This is a genomic window from Arthrobacter sp. SDTb3-6 (genome assembly GCF_013376095.1).
Lineage (GTDB): Bacteria > Actinomycetota > Actinomycetes > Actinomycetales > Micrococcaceae > Specibacter.
Genome location: NZ_JAAMFN010000059.1, coordinates 1 through 16,021, shown reverse-complemented (window position 1 = coordinate 16,021; position 16,021 = coordinate 1). Strand labels below are relative to the sequence as shown.

The window sequence follows — 16,021 nt, the reverse complement described above, 5'->3', positions numbered from 1 at the left end:
AATTTCCCTGCGCGCAGACTTTCGACACCCTGTAGCCCATCCCTCCAGCACACCAAAGCACCCGAACATGCACCAGAGATTTCGCGAGCACTTCCCAAATGAGGCACGCACCCCATTACGCGAGCACTTTTCATGAGTCTCGTCGACCCCTTGCCCCGGGGCCCCGGCGGGGCGATGCTGGTGGGATACCACCCCGCCCCGGAAGGACCGCCATGAACAACCCCGTGAACTACTTTGAGATCGGATCCCCGGATCCCGAGGCCGCCTCGGCCTTTTATTCAGGCTTGTTTGGCTGGCCCGTCGGCCCGCCCTCCGAGGGCAGCTACAGCATGGTCGACGGCGGCAAGGGCGGCCTGTGGGACACCTCCACGATGGGCGCGGGAACCTGGGCCATCTTCTACGTCCAGGTGGACGACGTCGCGGCAGGCATTGACAAGGCGGTGGGCCTGGGGGCCAGGGTTGTCGTGCCCCGCGTGGACAACGGGACCATCCAGTTCGCCCACCTTGAGGACCCGCAGGGAAACCGGTTCGGCATCTGGCACCCGAACGCCGGCTGACGGATGTGGGCCGGCGCCCCCGGCGCCGGCCCACACGCATCGTCGATCAGGCGGCCGACCTGGAACGGCCCTTGATGGCCCCGTAAATGCCGGCCACGACGAGGCCGCCGACAATGGCCAGGATCCATGAACCGATGTTCCAGAAGGACATGCCGCCGCTGTGGAAGAGCAGGGCGCCGATCCAGCCGCCGACGATGGCGCCGACAATGCCGAGGACCAGGGTCGTGATCCAGCCGCCCCCGACCCTCCCGGGCATGATTGCCTTGACGATGGCCCCCACGATCAGGCCCAAGATGATCCAAGATATGAAACCCATTGTTCCTCCCTATGTTGATCCTGCCGTCGTACCTGTGCGTCATGCTGTGGTGGTGATACCGACAGGCTGCGCCCGGTGTGGGCGTCGGCCATGTCCATAAACTAGCCAAGAAGGATCCGCACGTCCAGCCCCGGGCCGGCGGATCCGTCACGGGCCGCCACTGCCAGTGCGGGCGCCGGGCCCGGTCTCGGGCGGGTAGCTGACCATGATGCCGTCGACGCGGGCAAACGACGTCAAGCGGTGCGGCCTGGCGGGCCTTTCGTCCAGGATGTCCAGGACGGAAATTCCGCGCACCAGCAGGGCATCGCCAATGAGGGAACGGTGGCAGCGCCACGGCACGGCTTCGGCACACATGATGGCGGTGCGCCCGCCGCGGGCGTCGGCGATGAGCCCCTCCAGGGCCTGCACAAATTCCGGTGTCTGCATGTAGTCGGCATAGCCCCGGAAGGATGCGTTCCGCCAACCGCCATTGGGGCTGTCCCGGTGCGTGTGGCGCAGTCCGCCCAGCCCGGCGGCCCGTTCGTAGCTGATGCCCGCCGCGGGCAGGTCCACCGCCAGCGCCGCCTGCATGAATTGCGGGTTGTGCCTGGACTTGGGGATGGTGCGCACGTCCACCAGGCGCCCAATGCCGTGCGCCGCCAGAAGCTGAAGGAACTCCGGGAACGGGTGTGTGGAGTGCCCCACCGTGTAGATTGCCAACGCGTCCATGCCCTCCACGCTACGCCCGGTTGGCTGGCGCAACGTGGAGGGCATGGGCGCAGCCTTGACCCATGGAGGGCGCTGCGGCTGGCGGATCCGGCGGCACCTTTGCATCCGGCAGGCGTGCCCGGGCCGTACTGCGCCGCGTGCCGGAACCCGCCGGGAACGGCCTGCTCCCCGTGTACGTGTACTTCCACGGGGCGGCTGGACGTCCGGGGACAAGGTGCCGCCCACCAAGGACGGTGCCAGCCAGGCAGCGGCCGGCCTGGTGGTGGTGAACGCCAACTACCGCAAGGCGCCACGGTTCAATTTGGGCCACGTGTTGCAGGACGCCAATGCCGCGCTGGCGTGGGTGGCCGGCAACATCGCCCGACTCGGCGGGGACCCGCCACGGGTGGTGCTCGGCGGCGACTGGGCCGGCAGCCAGATTTCCGCGCCCATCACGGCCGCCACCTTCCGCCCTTCGCCGGCCGGGTGCGACAGGCTGCAGCCGGGCCTGCCCGCGGCCAGCCTGACGGGCCTGGTGCAGCACTGCAGCGTGGCGGACCCTTTTCGTCTTTTTCGATCCGGGATTCGTGCTGAGCCTGAACTTCATCCGCATGCTCATGCACGGGCCGGGGACCGGCAGGGACAGGACGCGCCTGCGCGAGGCGGCCGACTACATGTCGCCCATCGAATGGCCGGAGGCCCGCTGCCCGCCGGTGTTCATCACCACGCCGGAACGGGACTTTTTTACACAGCCAACCTGAACCTGATCGCCAGCCTCCAGCGCCACGGCGTCGAGGTTGACCCGTTCGTGTACGGCTGGGAAAGCGCCAACACCGAACACACCTGGCAGCAAAACTTCCGCTTCCCGGAAGTCCCAGGAAGTGTACCGGCCCCTACAATCCTTTGCAGGGAGGGCGGCACGCCAAATACCGACGAACTGCTCGACGCCGGGCTGCCGGACCTCAACTGGGCGCCGCTTGGCCCGGAATTCGCCCGCTCCACCTTTGACGCCCCGAGCGGCGCGCTCGCCGCCATCTGACCGGGCGATCCCGCCGGGCAGCCGGTGGTCCTGGCGCCCGGCGGGATCGGCTCCAAGGAGGACTTTGCCTTCATGATGCCCCTGCCGGCCGCGGCCGGCTGCAACACCGCCTGCCTGGACCTGGCCGGCCGGTACGAGTCCACCGGAGCCGGCCCGGAAAACCTCAGCCCCGCGAACGCACTACAGCTACCGGCCCTTCACGGACGACGTCCTGGCAGTGGTGCGCGACGCCGTGGCCACGGCGGGCCGCCCGCTACACGTGGTGGGCTATTCCTTTGCCGGCACCGTGGCTTCGCTCGCCTGCGCGGCTGAGCTGGGGCTCTTGGCGGGCCTGACGCTGCTGGGGTGCCCGCCGCTGGCCGGGCGAAGCTTCCGCGGAATCAGCAGGAACGGCCCGCCGGCCGTCCTGGGCGGCGACCGGACAGGCGCGGCCCTCATGACTTCCTGGATCCAGTCCAACGTCATCCCGGTGCCGCCCGGCAGGCTCCGCTTTGTCCGCGACCGCTTCCGGCTCACCCGCCGCCAGTCCGTGCGGGACATGGTCGGCCCCATGCACCGGACCCCGGATTTCACTGCAGCGCTCGCAGCTGCCGGACTGCCCACGCTGGTGGCCGTGGGGGAGCATGGCCTCTGGCCCACACGCCTCCATGCCACGTTTGCTGAGTCCATCGGCGCCGCACTGGCCGTCTACCGTTCCGGGCACAGCCCCTGCGAGAGGTCGTCGCCGCACCAGCTGTGCCGGGACATGCTGGAGCCCTTCGGCAGGGCCGCACAAGCCCGGCACCGGGGAGGGGCAGCGTCGGTGCGCCCCCGGCCCGCCGGCGCCGGGACCGGTGCCGGCGCAGCGGCGGCTCGCCCCGGAACTCAAGTCGGAACGTTTCCCACGCCATGGCCAGCCGGGGCGCGGGTGATGCCCACGAACGGAACGGCCGGACGGAGACGGGCATGCGCAGGCCGGCGTCGTACACCACGTGCATGTCGGGGCGCAGCCGGCAGGAGATGCCGAGGGCGTCGTGGACCAGGGGGGAGTTTCACAAAACGCGGGGTCCTGTCCGGGCCCAGTCGTCGACAGTCATGGCGGATTTGGAGCCAAAGGCCGGCGGGTGGCCCAACAGGGTACCCACCATGTGGTGGTAGCCGCCCAGGTAGAGCGTGCGTCCCATGCGGCACACGAGCCGGCTCCGGTCGTAAAAGTCGCCGGGTCCTGTCAGCAGGGACAGCGGTCCCGCGCCCAACAGCTCTGTTTCCACCCTGTTTCCACTCTTGCCAGCCAGTCGGCGGGCGGACGTGAATCTGCATCCAGGTGCGCCCGGATCTGTGCGCCCGCTGCAGCGGCCGCGTCGAAGCCGTGTGCCTCGGTGGGTGCAATGACCGGCGGTGTCGAGACGATCCGCAGGACACCGGCCGCCGCGCAAACATCGGCGGTGTTGTTCGTGCACGCATTGTCCAGCACGATGAGCTGGTCTGCCGGACGGTCCTGTGCGGCCAGCAGTGCCAGGCAGTCTTCCAGCATGGCGGAGTCGTTGCGGCATGGAATGACGACGGCGGTCCGGGTCATGCCGCACCCCTGCCGGACGCATGCCGGGACACGCCGTTGCCAGCCCCGCCACCACGCTGCAGCCGCCCCGCCACGGCTGCCCCGGCGGCCGTGGCGGGGCGGCTAGGGAAACTGCCTGCCCCGGCGGCAAATGCCGGTGAATTCACAGCTTCCCCTCCTGCGCACCGGCGTAAGCTGGAGGCGTGCGCACACCAGCAGGGGCGGGACTGCCATGACCCGCCAATGGATTCGTTGGATGCCCGCAGCGGCCATGCCGGCGGTCATCGCCGCTGCCGTGCTGGCCGGACCCCTCCAGGCTTCGTCAACCGTTGACCTCCCGCACAGGACACCGCAACAGGTGCTGGCCCTCATGGCCGGCAACACGGTGCACCAGCTCTCGGGCACCGTGCAGGAATCAGCCCGCCTGGGCCTGCCCCAGCTGCCTGACCTGGGCCCGGGGTCCCCGGGACAACGGGCATCGCTTGGGCCCGGCGCCTCCTCCGGCGCCACGGCGGGAGGCACGTCAGCCGCGGCCCGGAATCCCCTCAAGGCCGCAACCATCACCCGGCTGCTGGGGTTTTTGACTGGACCCCACACCGTACGGGTGTACCTGGACGGCGCCGGCAGGCAGCGTGTGCAGGTACTGGACAAGCTGGCCGAACGCGACCTCATCCACAACGGCACCACCGTCTGGACCTACAACAGCGCCACCAACAAGGCCACGGAAACGACGCTGCCGGGGCCAGGCATGCGCAACCCCAGGCTTCACAATGCCAAGATGCACAACCCCAAGCTGCACAACCCCAAGCTGCCCAGGGCGCTGGCGCCCGGCGCTTTCGAACAAACCCCCAGCGCCCTGGCCGCGGAACTGGTCAAGGGCCTTGACCCCACCACGCAACTCAGCCTGGGACCGAACACGAAGGTTGCCAAGCGCGGCGCCTACGAGCTGCAACTCATCCCACGGACCACAAAGACACTTATCGGCAAGGTCACCATCGCCGTTGATGCCGCCACCGGACTGCCCCTGCGGGTGACCGTGACGGCACGCGGGCAGGACTCCGCGGCAGTGGACATTGGTTTCAGCACGCTGGATCTGGCCGCCCCACCGGCATCCACCTTCATGTTCACCCCGCCGCCGGGCACCTCCGTCACCCGAAGGACCGTACCTGCACCCAAGCTGCATCCCCATGCCGTGGGCCCCCGTGCACACGCCCGCACGCACGCCGCCCCCAAGGTTGACACTTCCGGCACCGGCTGGGCAGCCATCACCGAGGCACCCGCCGGCACAGTGCCGTCGGACCTGACCGCCGCGCCTGCAGTGGCACGCCTGCTGCAACCCGTCCCGGGCGGGCATGCGCTGTCCACTGCACTGTTCACCGTGCTGATCACCCCCGGCGGTGCACTTTATGCCGGCGCCGTCCCGCTTGCAGCACTCGAGCAGGCCGCAGCGGCCCGGTGAGCGGCCGGCCGGCGCACACCCCCGCGCCAGTCATTGAAACCCACGGCCTGACCAAGGTGTTCGGCCGGCAAACCGCCGTCGCTGGCCTCGACCTCAGCGTCCCGGCCGGCTCCGTCTTTGGCTTCCTGGGGCCCAATGGTTCCGGCAAGACCACCACCATCCGCATGCTTCTGGGGCTGGCCAACGCCACCAGCGGCTCGGCCTCCGTGCTGGGCGAGGACATGCCGCGACGCCTGGACGCAGTGCTGCCGCGCGTGGGCGCCCTCGTGGAAGGCCCGGCGTTTTACCCCTTCCTCTCCGGCACGGCCAACCTGCACCGGCTCGATGCCGCAGACCCGCATTCCCAGCCCACCACGCGCCGTCAACGGGTGGCCGGGGCACTGGAACGGGTGGGGCTCCAGCATGCGGCGGCCAAGAAGGTCAAGGCCTATTCGCTGGGCATGAAGCAGCGCCTGGGCCTTGCCAACGCCCTGCTGCGCCCCCGCGAGCTACTGGTCCTGGACGAGCCGACCAACGGCCTGGATCCGCAAGGCACCCGCGAGGTCCGCAACTTGGTGCGGTCCCTTGCCGCGGAAGGTATAACTGTCTTTGTCTCCAGCCACCTGCTCGCCGAAGTGGAACAAATCTGCACGCACGCCGCCATCATGCGGGCGGGGCAGCTCGTGGCCCAGGGGACGCTGGCCGCGCTCCGTGCGGCGGGCCGCCCGCTGGTGGTTGTCCGCACGCCCGACGCCGGGCCCGCCCGGGGCGTCCTGGCGGCCCTGGGCCTGGTCCCCGGCCCGGCAGGCCTGGTCCCCGGCCCGGCAACGCAGGCCGTGGATGACATGGATGGGCCGCCTGTCACGGCGCAGTTCCCGTCCGCGGTGGACGCGGCGCCCGCCGGAACGCCCCGTGCGGAGGAGATTGTGGCCGCACTGGTCCGTGGGGGCGTGCGGGTGCGCGGCTTCAGCATGGAAAGCGGAAGCCTTGAGGACCGTTTCGTGGAACTGACGGGGGAGGGGTTCGACGTTGTCCGGTGAGAGCAGCCCTGAAGGCCATGGTGGCGGGTGGAACGCCCCGGGGGAGGAGCCGCCGGCAGCCGCCCCGTATTCGGCAGTGGCCCACGGCAGGGAGGGGTCAGCGCCCGGACCCGTGGCCGGCCTGCCGTCCGGCCGGCCGGGCGCCCTGCCGGACGGCAGGCCCGCCGGAGCGCCCACCGCCCGTGCGCGGGCCCGGACCTGGCCGTTTCTCGCCTCGGAACTCTCCGTCATGTTCCGCCGCCGGCGGACCTGGGCCATGCTGGCTGCGCTGGCGGCCGTTCCGGTCCTCATTGCCGTCGCCGTCAGGGTCACGGGTGCAGGCAGCGGCGGCGAGGGCCCGGCCTTTCTGGACCGGATCACGCACAACGGCCTGTTCGTGGTGCTGACGGCACTGGTCCTGTGCACACCGCTGTTCCTGCCCCTGACGGTAGGCGTTGTCTCCGGCGACACCCTTGCCGGTGAAGCCGGGCTGGGCACTCTGCGCTACCTGCTGGCGGCGCCCGCCGGGCGGGCCCGCCTGCTGCTCGTCAAATACGTGGGCACGGCAGTATTTTGCGCGGCCGCGACTTCCGCCGTGCTGTTGGCCGGCACCGTGGCAGGGCTCGCCTTGTTCCCGTCCGGGCCGGTGCCCTTGTTATCGGGGGACCTGGTGGACGTGTGGACGGCCGAGGGCAGGATCGTGCTTGTTGGTGCGTACGTGTTCGTGTCTCTCCTGGGATTGGCGGCAGTCGGCCTTTTCATTTCCACCCTGACCGACGTGCCCGTCGGGGCCATGGCGGCCACCGTTGTGCTGGCCATCGCCGCCCAGGTGCTCGACGCGCTGCCGCAGCTGGACTGGTTGCATCCGTGGCTGTTCAGCCACTGGTGGCTCGGGTTTGCCGACCTGCTCCGCCAACCCGTCGAATGGACGTCGTTCGGCAACAATGCCGTGCTTCAACTCGGATACGTCCTGGTGTTTGGGGCGCTGGCCTACGGCCGGTTCGCCACGAAGGACGTGCTGTCCTAAAGGCCGGGCCCCTCGGCCGCTAGCGCCAAGCGGCCTCCCCAAACTCGCTTCGCTCCTTTGGGGCCCCTCGGCCGCTAGGCTTAGCCCCATGACTGCAGAGACCAGCCTCATCCACGAACTTCCCAGCGTCACCGTCCGCCGCACGGTGGTTTCGGCCATGGCCAACAATGTCTACCTCATCACGCACCGGCAAAGCGGCGCCCAGGTCCTCATTGATGCCGCCGACGACGCCCCCGCCATCCGCCGCATGCTCCAGGACTCGGCGGCGGATTCCGCGGCAACGGCCAAGCTGTTGCTCGTGGCCATCACCCACCGCCACTGGGACCACGTGCGCGCCCTGGCCGGGATTGCCGGCGGCATCCCCACCGCAGCGGGCCGTGAGGACGCCGCCGGGATCGAGTCCGAATCCGGCGTCGCCGTCAGCCGTCAGCTGGAGCACGGCGACGTGCTGGAGACGGACGGGATCACCCTTCACGCCGTCCACCTCCGCGGCCACACCGCCGGATCCATCGCCTACATCCTCGCCGACGGCGGCACCACCCTGATCTTCAGCGGCGATTCCCTCTTCCCGGGCGGCGTCGGCAACACCGAAAGCGATCCCCGGCGCTTCGCATCCCTGCTGGCGGACGTCGAGGAGCGCCTTTTCGGGGCCTATTCCGACGACGCCGTGGTGCTGCCCGGCCACGGGGACCCCACCACACTCGGCGCCGAGCGGCCGTCCCTGCCGGAATGGCGCGAACGCGGCTGGTAGCCCGCTCGCCTAAGCTGGATGGCATGTACTTCATCGTGGTGAAATTCCAGACCAGGCCCAAGCACACCGACCGCTTCATGGACCTCGTGGGCCCGTTCACGGCGGCCACCCGCCAGGAACCCGGCAATCTCTGGTTCGACTGGTCGCGCAGCGTGGAAGACCCGGCCGAGTTTGTCCTGGTGGAAGCATTCCTGGACGACGACGCCGCGGCCGCGCATGTGAACAGCGCCCACTTCAAGGCCGGCCTGGAGGCCATGCGCCCGGCGCTTCTCGCGACTCCCCGGATCGTCTCACGCAAGGTGGATGGCGACGCCTGGGGCGAGATGGGCGAACTGCAGATCGGCTGACCGGTGGCCACAGCCTTTGACCTGGAGACGGTCGGCCGGGGCCTGGCCTTCGCCACCGCCCTGGACCGCCTCGCCGCGGCCCTTGGCAGTGCCGGAACCGCCGTCGTCCAGGCCCCTCCCGGCACGGGCAAGACCACGCTCGTGCCGCCCCTGACGGCCAACCTGGTCCCCGGACTGCGCGTGGTGGTCACCCAGCCGCGGCGCGTGGCGGCACGGGCTGCGGCCCGCCGGCTGGCCGCGCTGGACGGCAGCCCGCTGGGCGGCCGCGTCGGCTACACGGTGCGGGGGGAGAGCCATGCCGGAGCCGAGACGCTGGTGGAATTTGTCACCCCCGGCATCCTGCTGCGCCGCCTGCTGTCCGACCCCGGGCTCGAGTCCACCGGCGCGGTCATCCTCGACGAGGTGCACGAACGCGGCCTTGGGACGGACCTGCTGACCGGCATGCTCGCCGAGGTCAGGCAGCTCCGCGGCGACCTTGTCCTCGTCGCCATGTCGGCCACGTTGGAGGCGGCACGCTTTGCCGCGCTCCTGGCGGACGACGCCGGCACCGCTGCACCCGTGGTCGACTCGCCGTCGGTGCTGTTCCCCCTCGAAACGGTCTGGGCGCCCGCGCCGGGGCCCCGGATTGACGGGCGGGGCGTGTCGCGGGCCTTCCTGGACCATGTGGCGGACACGGCTTCAGCGGCCCACTCCAAGGCGCTGGGCCGGGATGCCGGCACGGATGCCCTCGTATTCGCCCCCGGCGCCTGGGAAGTCGGGTACATAGCCGCCCGGCTCCGGCGGGCCGGGACCGACGTGCTCGAACTCCACGGCCAGGCGGCGGCCACCGAACAGGACCGGGCCGTTTCCGGGCGCCTGCCCGGCGGGCTGCCGCGCATCATCGTCTCCACCAGCCTGGCCGAGTCGTCCCTGACCGTGCCGGGGGTGCGGCTGGTCATCGACTCCGGCCTGACGCGTGAGCCCCGCCGGGACGTGGCCCGCGGCATGTCCGGCCTGGTCACGGCCTCCTGTTCGCGTGCCTCGGCCGACCAGCGGGCCGGCCGTGCCGCCCGGCTGGGACCAGGAATCGTGGTCCGTTGTTACGACCAAAAGACGTACGCGGCGGCACCGGCGCACCAGCGGCCGGAAATACTGGTCGCAGAGCTGTCCCCGGTCGCGCTCATCCTGGCCTGCTGGGGCGCCCCGGAAGGCTTCGGCCTGGCGCTGCCCACACCACCGCCACAGGCTGCCATGGCCGGCGCCGTGGAAACGCTGCGCGAACTCGGCGCCGTCGACGCCCGCGGCCTGGCCACCCCCTTCGGCAGGATCCTGGCCAGGGTCCCGGCCGACCCCCGTCTGGCGCGTGCCCTCCTGGACGGTGCCGCCGCCGTCGGCCCCCGGAAGGCGGCCGAGGCTGTTGCCCTGGTGGCGGGGGACCACCGAACGCCCGGTGCAGACCTGGCGGCGCTGCTGGCGTCCCTGCGTTCCGGCCGGGACCCGGGGGCCGGGCGGTGGCGGGAAGACGCCCGCCGCATGGAAGGAATCGCGCGCCGGGAGGCAGACGCGAAGCAGGCCGCGCCGCCGGCCGCCGACGCAGGCGGGCAGGGGATCCCTGCCGGGGACGTGACGGGATTCGTCGTCGCGCTTGCCTATCCCGACAGGGTGGCGCGCCGCGTCCCGGGCACCGACACCTATCTCCTGGCTTCGGGCACACGCGCGGGCCTGCCGGGCGGAAGCGCGCTGACCGGCCAGGACTGGGTGGCGGTGGCCGAGGTCGCGCGTGCCCGGGGGCGGGATGCCGCGGGCACCGGGGCTGTCATCCGCTCCGCGGCAGCCGTCAGCCTGGACACGGTGCAGGCCGCGGCCCGCCACCTTGCCTCCGAAGAAGTGTTGGCCGAATTCCGCAACGGGCGCGTCACGGCCCGCAGGGAGCGGCGGCTGGGGGCCATCGTGCTCTCCTCCACGCCGGTCAAGGCCACCACGGCACAGGGACGTGCAGCAGTGGCCGACGAGCTGCGCGCCTCGGGGCTGGGGCTGCTCACGTGGAGCGGCCCGGCGGACTCGCTGCGGCGCCGGATGGCCCTGCTGCACCGCGAACTGGGGAAGCCCTGGCCGGACGTTTCCGACTCCGCCCTGCTGGACCGACTTGATGAGTGGCTGGCCCCGGAATTGGAGGCGGTGGCCAAGGGAAAGGCTGCTTCCTCCATCGGCCTGGCCGATCCGCTGCGGCGGCTGCTGCCCTGGCCGGAAGCAGCGAAGCTGGGGGAGCTGGCCCCGGAGCGGCTCGCGGTGCCCAGCGGGTCCCAGGCGCGCATTGACTATCCTGACGTGGAGTCCGACGGCGGCAGGCCGGTGGTCGCCGTCAAGCTCCAGGAATGCTTTGGCTGGGCTGCCACGCCGCGGCTGGCCCGCGGCCGGGTCCCGGTGTTGTTCCATCTGCTCTCCCCGGCCGGGCGCCCGCTGGCCGTCACGGACGACCTCGCGTCCTTTTGGTCCGGCCCCTATGCACAGGTGCGGGCCGAGATGCGGGGACGGTACCCGAAACATCCATGGCCCGAAGACCCGTGGACAGCACCCGCCACTGCGAAGGTGAAGCGCCGGATGTGAGTGCCCGGTGTGCCGCCTCTCCAGCTGGCGTTCCTCCGCCAAAGCGGCTGCCGGTTAGTGGTGCCGGGGTTGGTCTGCCGGGCCCGGGGCCGGCAGCGGGGTATCCGGAATGGGCAGCGGCGTGAACGCGTACGTGCCGCACGTCATGTCGTAGTCGCGCACGTCGTCGTACCACTGGGCCAGGTACACGTGCCCGCCTGAAAAGCCGGGCTTTCCGCACTTGGCCCGCGCCTTGTCGGGGGTGTCCTGCCCCGCGGTGGCCCAGACCGGCACACCGGGCAGTTGCCAGGACCCGGTGATGTCCGCCCACGCGCGGTGGTAGGAGTACAAACCGTAGGGCAGGCCGGCGTCGTGAAACCCGCGCATCATCCCGCCAATGACCAGACGGTTCTCCCGCTGGTGCGTGGGGGACGACGTCGGCCAGGGTTGCGGCTTGTGCGGCTCCACGTCAATCCACACCATCCCCGGCAAGAAGCCGGCCTTGGCCATGGCTGCCACGGCGGCGACAGCCTCGGCGTATCCCGCATTGGACAGTTGGCCGTCCCGGGTGCCGGCGGGCCACGGGCCTTGGGCCTTGTTGCCGCGAAGTTGGGCGGGCGTCGGGAATGCCGCCATGACGTAGGCATGGCGCGGCACGGGCATGTTCGAGGCCCGGCCCACCTGCCAGGCCAGGCACGGGTTGACTGTGAAGGGCAGGCCGTTGGTCACTCCGATGACCGCCAGCTGCGCTGATTCCGGCGGCAGTGGGAGGCCGTAGCCACCTGACGCAGCCGGACATTGGGGCCACGAGATGTCATTGCCGGAATGTGCGGTGGGGACCGCGGGCGTGGCGTGGGGCTGGGGGCCGGGCGCGCAACCGGCCAGCAGGGCGGCGCAGGCCGCCATCCCCGCCAGCAGCCTTGCAACGCGGCACATCGGACCGCCCGGCCTCATAACGTCGTCCCGTTCACGCTGCGTTTCCTGACCCCTTGCTCCAGGTACGTGCGCCAGTCCATTGACCGGTGCCCGCACCACGCTAACGGCCACCTTCGTCCGCGTCCAGTGCCGTGCGCCGCCAAGGACCTGGGACGGCCGCCAGCCTTGCCCCGGCATTGTCCCGAAAATCGTCCTAGAAAATGCTGTTCATGGAATTCCAGCCCCATCCGACGAGCGTGCGCGGCAGCCATGAGACGTTGCCGCCCAGGGCGTACAGCCATAGGCTGCCGGCTGGATCCCGGGCCAGCACGTCAGGGGTCCTGTCGCCGTTGAAATCACCGGCGGATGCGAGTGCCGTCATTGAATTCCAGCCGGTGCCCAGCTTGACCCGGGGCAGCCATCCTCCGCGGCCGTTCCCCGGATACAGCCACAGCGCGCCCGAGGCGGTTTCCCGGGACAAAAGGTCCGCCGTACCGTCGCCATTGACGTCGCCGGGGCCCAGGATGGCATTCATGGCGTTCCAGCCACTGCCCACCCTCACTCGCGCCAGCCACCCTCCACGTCCGTTGCCCGGATACAGCCACAGCTCCCCGGCAGCATCCCGGCCCAGGACATCGACCCTTTGGTCGCCGTTGAAGTCACCGGGACCAAGGACAATGCTGAAGGTGTTCCATCCGCTGCCCACTTTTGTGCGTGGCATCCACCCTCCACGTCCGTTGCCGGGGTAAAGCCAGAGGTAGCCTGTGGACCTTTCCCGCGCCAGCACATCAGCCCGCCCGTCCCCGTTGAAGTCTCCCACGGTGTCCAGCGCATTCATGCCCTGCCATCCGCTTCCAATTGTGGATGCCCCGGTGAAGGCGCCACGGCCGTTGCCCGGGTAGAGACGAAGGGCTCCGGTGGCCGCCACGCGGGCCAGCACGTCGTTGTTCCAGTCGCCGTTGAAGTCGCCGGTTGAGCCGGACGGCGACGAGCCGGGCATGGCAAGCGGTGTGAACGTGTAAGGGCTGCAGGTGATGTCATGGTCGTACACGTCGTCGTACCACTGGGAAAGGTACACGCGGCCGCCGGAGAAGGCCGGCCGTGCGCACATGTCCAGGCCTTCCGTGGGGTAGTCAAGGCGGCCCGCGGTCGCCCAGACAGGGACGCCGGGCAGCAGCCAGGATCCCGTAATGGCTGCCCAGCCTGACGTAAACGAGTACAGGCCGTAGGCAAATCCGGCATCGTGAAGCCCGCGCATGAGGCCTTCCACCACCAGCCGGTTTTCCCGCTGTTGGGCGGCTGTCGTGGCCGGCCACGGCTGCGCGGGCCGGGGCTCGACGTCGATCCAGACCACCGGCGGTCGGAAGCCGTCGCCGGCCATGGCGCTGACAGCGGCCGCCGCCTCTGCGTACCCCACGTTGGAGAGTTGCCCGGCACGGGTGGCGGCCGACCACGGGCCGCGGGCCTTGTACGTAAGGAGTTGGGCGGCAGTGGGGAAGGCGGCCATGGCATAGCCGTGGGCCGGCTTGTTCCGGGCGGCCGCCCAGCCGGCTTCGGAGGCCAGGCAGGGATTGGCGGTGAAGGGCAGCCCCCTTGTCAGGCCGATGACAACGAACTGGGCCGAATCGGGAGGGAGGGGCAGGCCGTATCCGCCCGCCGCCGTCGGACATTGCGGCCAGGACACGTCGTTCCCGGAGAGGGATGCGGCCCGTGCGGGGATGGCGAAGGAAACCCCGGACACCAGCAGGCCCAGCACCAGGGCGGCGCAGGCGGCCATGGCCGGCACTGGGCGGCGCAATCTCCGCCCGGCGCGTGGCCGGGTCGTCGCGGTTAAACAGCGATCGCCAGGACGGGTGCTCATCTCTTACGGCTTCTCTCGCAGCCAGTGTCTAGGCTCCAGTAAAGCACTGTGTTGCCGGGCCCGCCACAGCACCGGCGGGTACCCTTCGCGGCTATTCGAAACGGGAGGGATCGCCCATGCCGCGTCGGACGACCTCGGCGTAGCCGCTGGAAAAATCGACCACGGTGGTGGGCTCCGCCCCGACGTCGCCGGATTCGATCACCGCATCCACCACGTGGTCAAGCGTCTCCTTGATTTCCCAGCCCTGGGTCAGCGGTTCCTCCTCATCCGGCAGCAACAAGGTGCTGGAGAGCAGCGACTCGCCCAGTTCGTCGAGTATGGCGTGGATAAGGCGGCTGTCCGGAATGCGCACGCCCACCGTTTTCTTTTTCGGATGGGCCATGCGCCGCGGAACTTCCTTCGTGGCGGGAAGGATGAACGTGTATGGCCCCGGGGTCACGGCCTTGATGCTGCGAAAGATGTCGTTGTCCATCATGACGAACTGGCCCAGCTGGGCAAAGTCCTTGCAGACCAGCGTGAAATGGTGCTTGCTGTCCAGATGGCGAATGGCCCGGATCCGGTCCAGCGCATCCCTGTTGCCGATCTGTGCGCCCAAGGCATAGCAGGAGTCCGTGGGATAGGCGATGAGACCGCCGTCGCGCAGTAGCGCCACCACCTGGGTCACGGAACGCGCCTGCGGGTCGTGGGGATGGATGTCAAAGAACTTGGCCATGCACGTAAGCTTACTTCCGGGCACGCCGGTGCAAAGGTGTTCGCCCGAACGTTTCGCCGCGACATTCAGGAAATTCCCACCAAGATGGTAGAGACTTCACCTGTGCCATCTTTCTCGATGCCGCCGCCCAGCAACACCACGCCATAAACGCTTCATCGGCGCCAGTGCCGGCGAGTCAGCAGATGTCTGCCCGCCGCCCGGTGCTGCCATTCAGCAGAGTACCGCCAGTTAGCACAGGAAGGCTTCCCCGGATGCCCAGAGGAACGCAAGGACCACGAATTCCCTCGATTTGGAGGGACACGGGTTCCACCTTGGGAAACCTGCTGACCCTCCTTGTGGTGTGCGCCGTGGCCGGTGTCCTGGTCGCGGGGCTCCTGATCCCCGCGGGGGCAGTCGCGACTGCCGCCGTGTCCGGCACGGATTCCTTCGTCAACAGCAACCCGGGGACGCTCAAGCTGAACGCGCCTGCACAGGGCACCACCGTGCTCGCCAGCGATGGTTCCGTGATCGCCCGGTTCTATGAGCAGGACCGCCAGGCCGTGACGCTTGCCAAGATGTCGCCGTACATCCGGAACGGCATCGTTGCCATTGAGGATGCCCGGTTCTATCAGCATGGCGGCATCGACCCCACCGGCATCCTGCGCGCCGTGGCCGCAACACTCCATGGTGGGCGTGAGGGTGCGTCCACCATCACCCAGCAGTACGTGAACAACGTGATCATTGAAAACCTGGTCACCTCCGGAAAAACCGACCAGGCAAAGCTCGGTGCCCAAAAGACCATCACGGACAAGATCAATGAGATGAAGCAGGCCATCGACTTGGAAAAGACGATGTCCAAGGACCAGATTCTTCAGGGCTACCTCAACCTCATCTATTTCGGCAACGGCGCCTACGGAATCCAGGCGGCCGCCAAGCTGTACTTTGACACGGACGCGAAGGACCTGACGCTGCCGCAGGCAGCAGCCTTGGCCGGTGTGGTCAACAGCCCCACGGTGTACGACCCGGTGGCGCACCCGGACAACGTGGTGACCCGCCGCAACCAGGTGCTTTCAAAGATGCTTGCGCAAAAGAAGATCACGCAGAAGCAGTACGCCGCCGCTGTCAAGGCACCGCTGGTAGTCCACCTGCACAAGACGGCGCAGGGCTGTGTTGCAGCAAAGATGGCCCCGTACTTCTGCGACTACGTCCAGCAGCTGGTGCTCAACAACTCCGCCTATGGAGCTACGCCGGAAGACCGGGCCAAGTTCCTT

16 protein-coding genes are annotated in these 16,021 nt (G+C 69.4%); 9 read left to right on the top strand and 7 right to left on the bottom strand.

Annotation, left to right across the window (positions count from 1 at the left end):
- The first annotated feature begins 212 nt into the window (after window positions 1-212).
- The gene (locus G6035_RS18335) at window positions 213-557 is read left to right on the top strand and encodes a VOC family protein (RefSeq protein WP_176618543.1); all 345 of its coding nucleotides are present in this window, start codon (window positions 213-215) and stop codon (window positions 555-557) included.
- A gap of 46 nt (window positions 558-603) precedes the next feature.
- Here the strand turns inward: G6035_RS18335 and G6035_RS18330 are convergent, their stop codons facing one another.
- The gene (locus tag G6035_RS18330; RefSeq protein WP_176618542.1) at window positions 604-873 is read right to left on the bottom strand and encodes a GlsB/YeaQ/YmgE family stress response membrane protein; all 270 of its coding nucleotides are present in this window, start codon (window positions 871-873) and stop codon (window positions 604-606) included.
- Between the two features lie 147 nt (window positions 874-1,020).
- The gene (locus G6035_RS18325; RefSeq protein WP_176618541.1) at window positions 1,021-1,581 is read right to left on the bottom strand and encodes a DUF488 family protein; all 561 of its coding nucleotides are present in this window, start codon (window positions 1,579-1,581) and stop codon (window positions 1,021-1,023) included.
- Between the two features lie 214 nt (window positions 1,582-1,795).
- Between G6035_RS18325 and G6035_RS18320 the strand changes: the two genes are divergently transcribed.
- Window positions 1,796-2,599: an alpha/beta hydrolase gene (locus G6035_RS18320; protein WP_371131067.1), complete on the top strand. Its 804-nt coding sequence runs from the start codon at window positions 1,796-1,798 to the stop codon at window positions 2,597-2,599.
- A 1,031-nt stretch (window positions 2,600-3,630) separates the two neighbouring features.
- On the opposite strand, the gene G6035_RS20315 is transcribed toward G6035_RS18320, so the two are convergent.
- Together G6035_RS20315 and G6035_RS20310 are read right to left on the bottom strand one after the other, a co-directional pair.
- The gene (locus tag G6035_RS20315) at window positions 3,631-3,849 is read right to left on the bottom strand and encodes a hypothetical protein (protein WP_256128109.1); all 219 of its coding nucleotides are present in this window, start codon (window positions 3,847-3,849) and stop codon (window positions 3,631-3,633) included.
- Entirely contained in the window at window positions 3,807-4,157 is a 351-nt protein-coding gene (locus tag G6035_RS20310; RefSeq protein WP_256128108.1) for a glycosyltransferase family 2 protein, read from the bottom strand. Before G6035_RS20310 ends, G6035_RS20315 begins: the two co-directional genes overlap by 43 nt.
- Window positions 4,158-4,392: 235 nt before the next feature.
- Between G6035_RS20310 and G6035_RS18305 the strand changes: the two genes are divergently transcribed.
- From G6035_RS18305 to hrpB, 6 genes are all read left to right on the top strand, one after another.
- Window positions 4,393-5,595 (top strand): DUF2092 domain-containing protein, encoded by a 1,203-nt coding sequence (locus tag G6035_RS18305; RefSeq protein WP_176618540.1) that lies wholly within the window; start codon window positions 4,393-4,395, stop codon window positions 5,593-5,595.
- Complete coding sequence (locus G6035_RS18300; RefSeq protein WP_176618539.1) at window positions 5,592-6,614, top strand: ATP-binding cassette domain-containing protein; 1,023 nt, start codon at window positions 5,592-5,594, stop codon at window positions 6,612-6,614. Before G6035_RS18305 ends, G6035_RS18300 begins: the two co-directional genes overlap by 4 nt.
- 145 nt (window positions 6,615-6,759) lie before the next feature.
- Window positions 6,760-7,620, top strand: coding sequence for an ABC transporter permease (locus G6035_RS18295; protein WP_371131068.1), 861 nt, complete (start codon window positions 6,760-6,762; stop codon window positions 7,618-7,620).
- An 88-nt stretch (window positions 7,621-7,708) separates the two neighbouring features.
- The gene (locus G6035_RS18290; RefSeq protein ID WP_176618538.1) at window positions 7,709-8,371 is read left to right on the top strand and encodes an MBL fold metallo-hydrolase; all 663 of its coding nucleotides are present in this window, start codon (window positions 7,709-7,711) and stop codon (window positions 8,369-8,371) included.
- Window positions 8,372-8,394: 23 nt separating this feature from the next.
- On the top strand, window positions 8,395-8,718 hold the full coding sequence (locus G6035_RS18285; protein WP_176618537.1) for a putative quinol monooxygenase: 324 nt from the start codon (window positions 8,395-8,397) through the stop codon (window positions 8,716-8,718).
- A 3-nt stretch (window positions 8,719-8,721) separates the two neighbouring features.
- On the top strand, window positions 8,722-11,304 hold the full coding sequence (gene hrpB, locus G6035_RS18280) for an ATP-dependent helicase HrpB (RefSeq protein WP_176618536.1): 2,583 nt from the start codon (window positions 8,722-8,724) through the stop codon (window positions 11,302-11,304).
- 54 nt (window positions 11,305-11,358) lie between these two features.
- On the opposite strand, the gene G6035_RS18275 is transcribed toward hrpB, so the two are convergent.
- The 3 genes from G6035_RS18275 to G6035_RS18265 form a co-directional block, all read right to left on the bottom strand.
- Window positions 11,359-12,189 (bottom strand): hypothetical protein, encoded by an 831-nt coding sequence (locus G6035_RS18275; RefSeq protein ID WP_176618535.1) that lies wholly within the window; start codon window positions 12,187-12,189, stop codon window positions 11,359-11,361.
- A 223-nt stretch (window positions 12,190-12,412) separates the two neighbouring features.
- Window positions 12,413-13,975, bottom strand: coding sequence for an FG-GAP-like repeat-containing protein (locus tag G6035_RS18270; protein WP_176618534.1), 1,563 nt, complete (start codon window positions 13,973-13,975; stop codon window positions 12,413-12,415).
- 175 nt (window positions 13,976-14,150) lie between these two features.
- Window positions 14,151-14,771, bottom strand: a complete 621-nt coding sequence (locus tag G6035_RS18265; protein ID WP_176618533.1) for an L-threonylcarbamoyladenylate synthase — start codon at window positions 14,769-14,771, stop codon at window positions 14,151-14,153.
- A gap of 311 nt (window positions 14,772-15,082) precedes the next feature.
- Here G6035_RS18265 and G6035_RS18260 point away from each other — a divergent pair.
- Window positions 15,083-16,021, top strand: a 939-nt coding sequence (locus G6035_RS18260; protein WP_176618532.1) for a transglycosylase domain-containing protein, incomplete at its 3' end; no start/stop codon positions are given.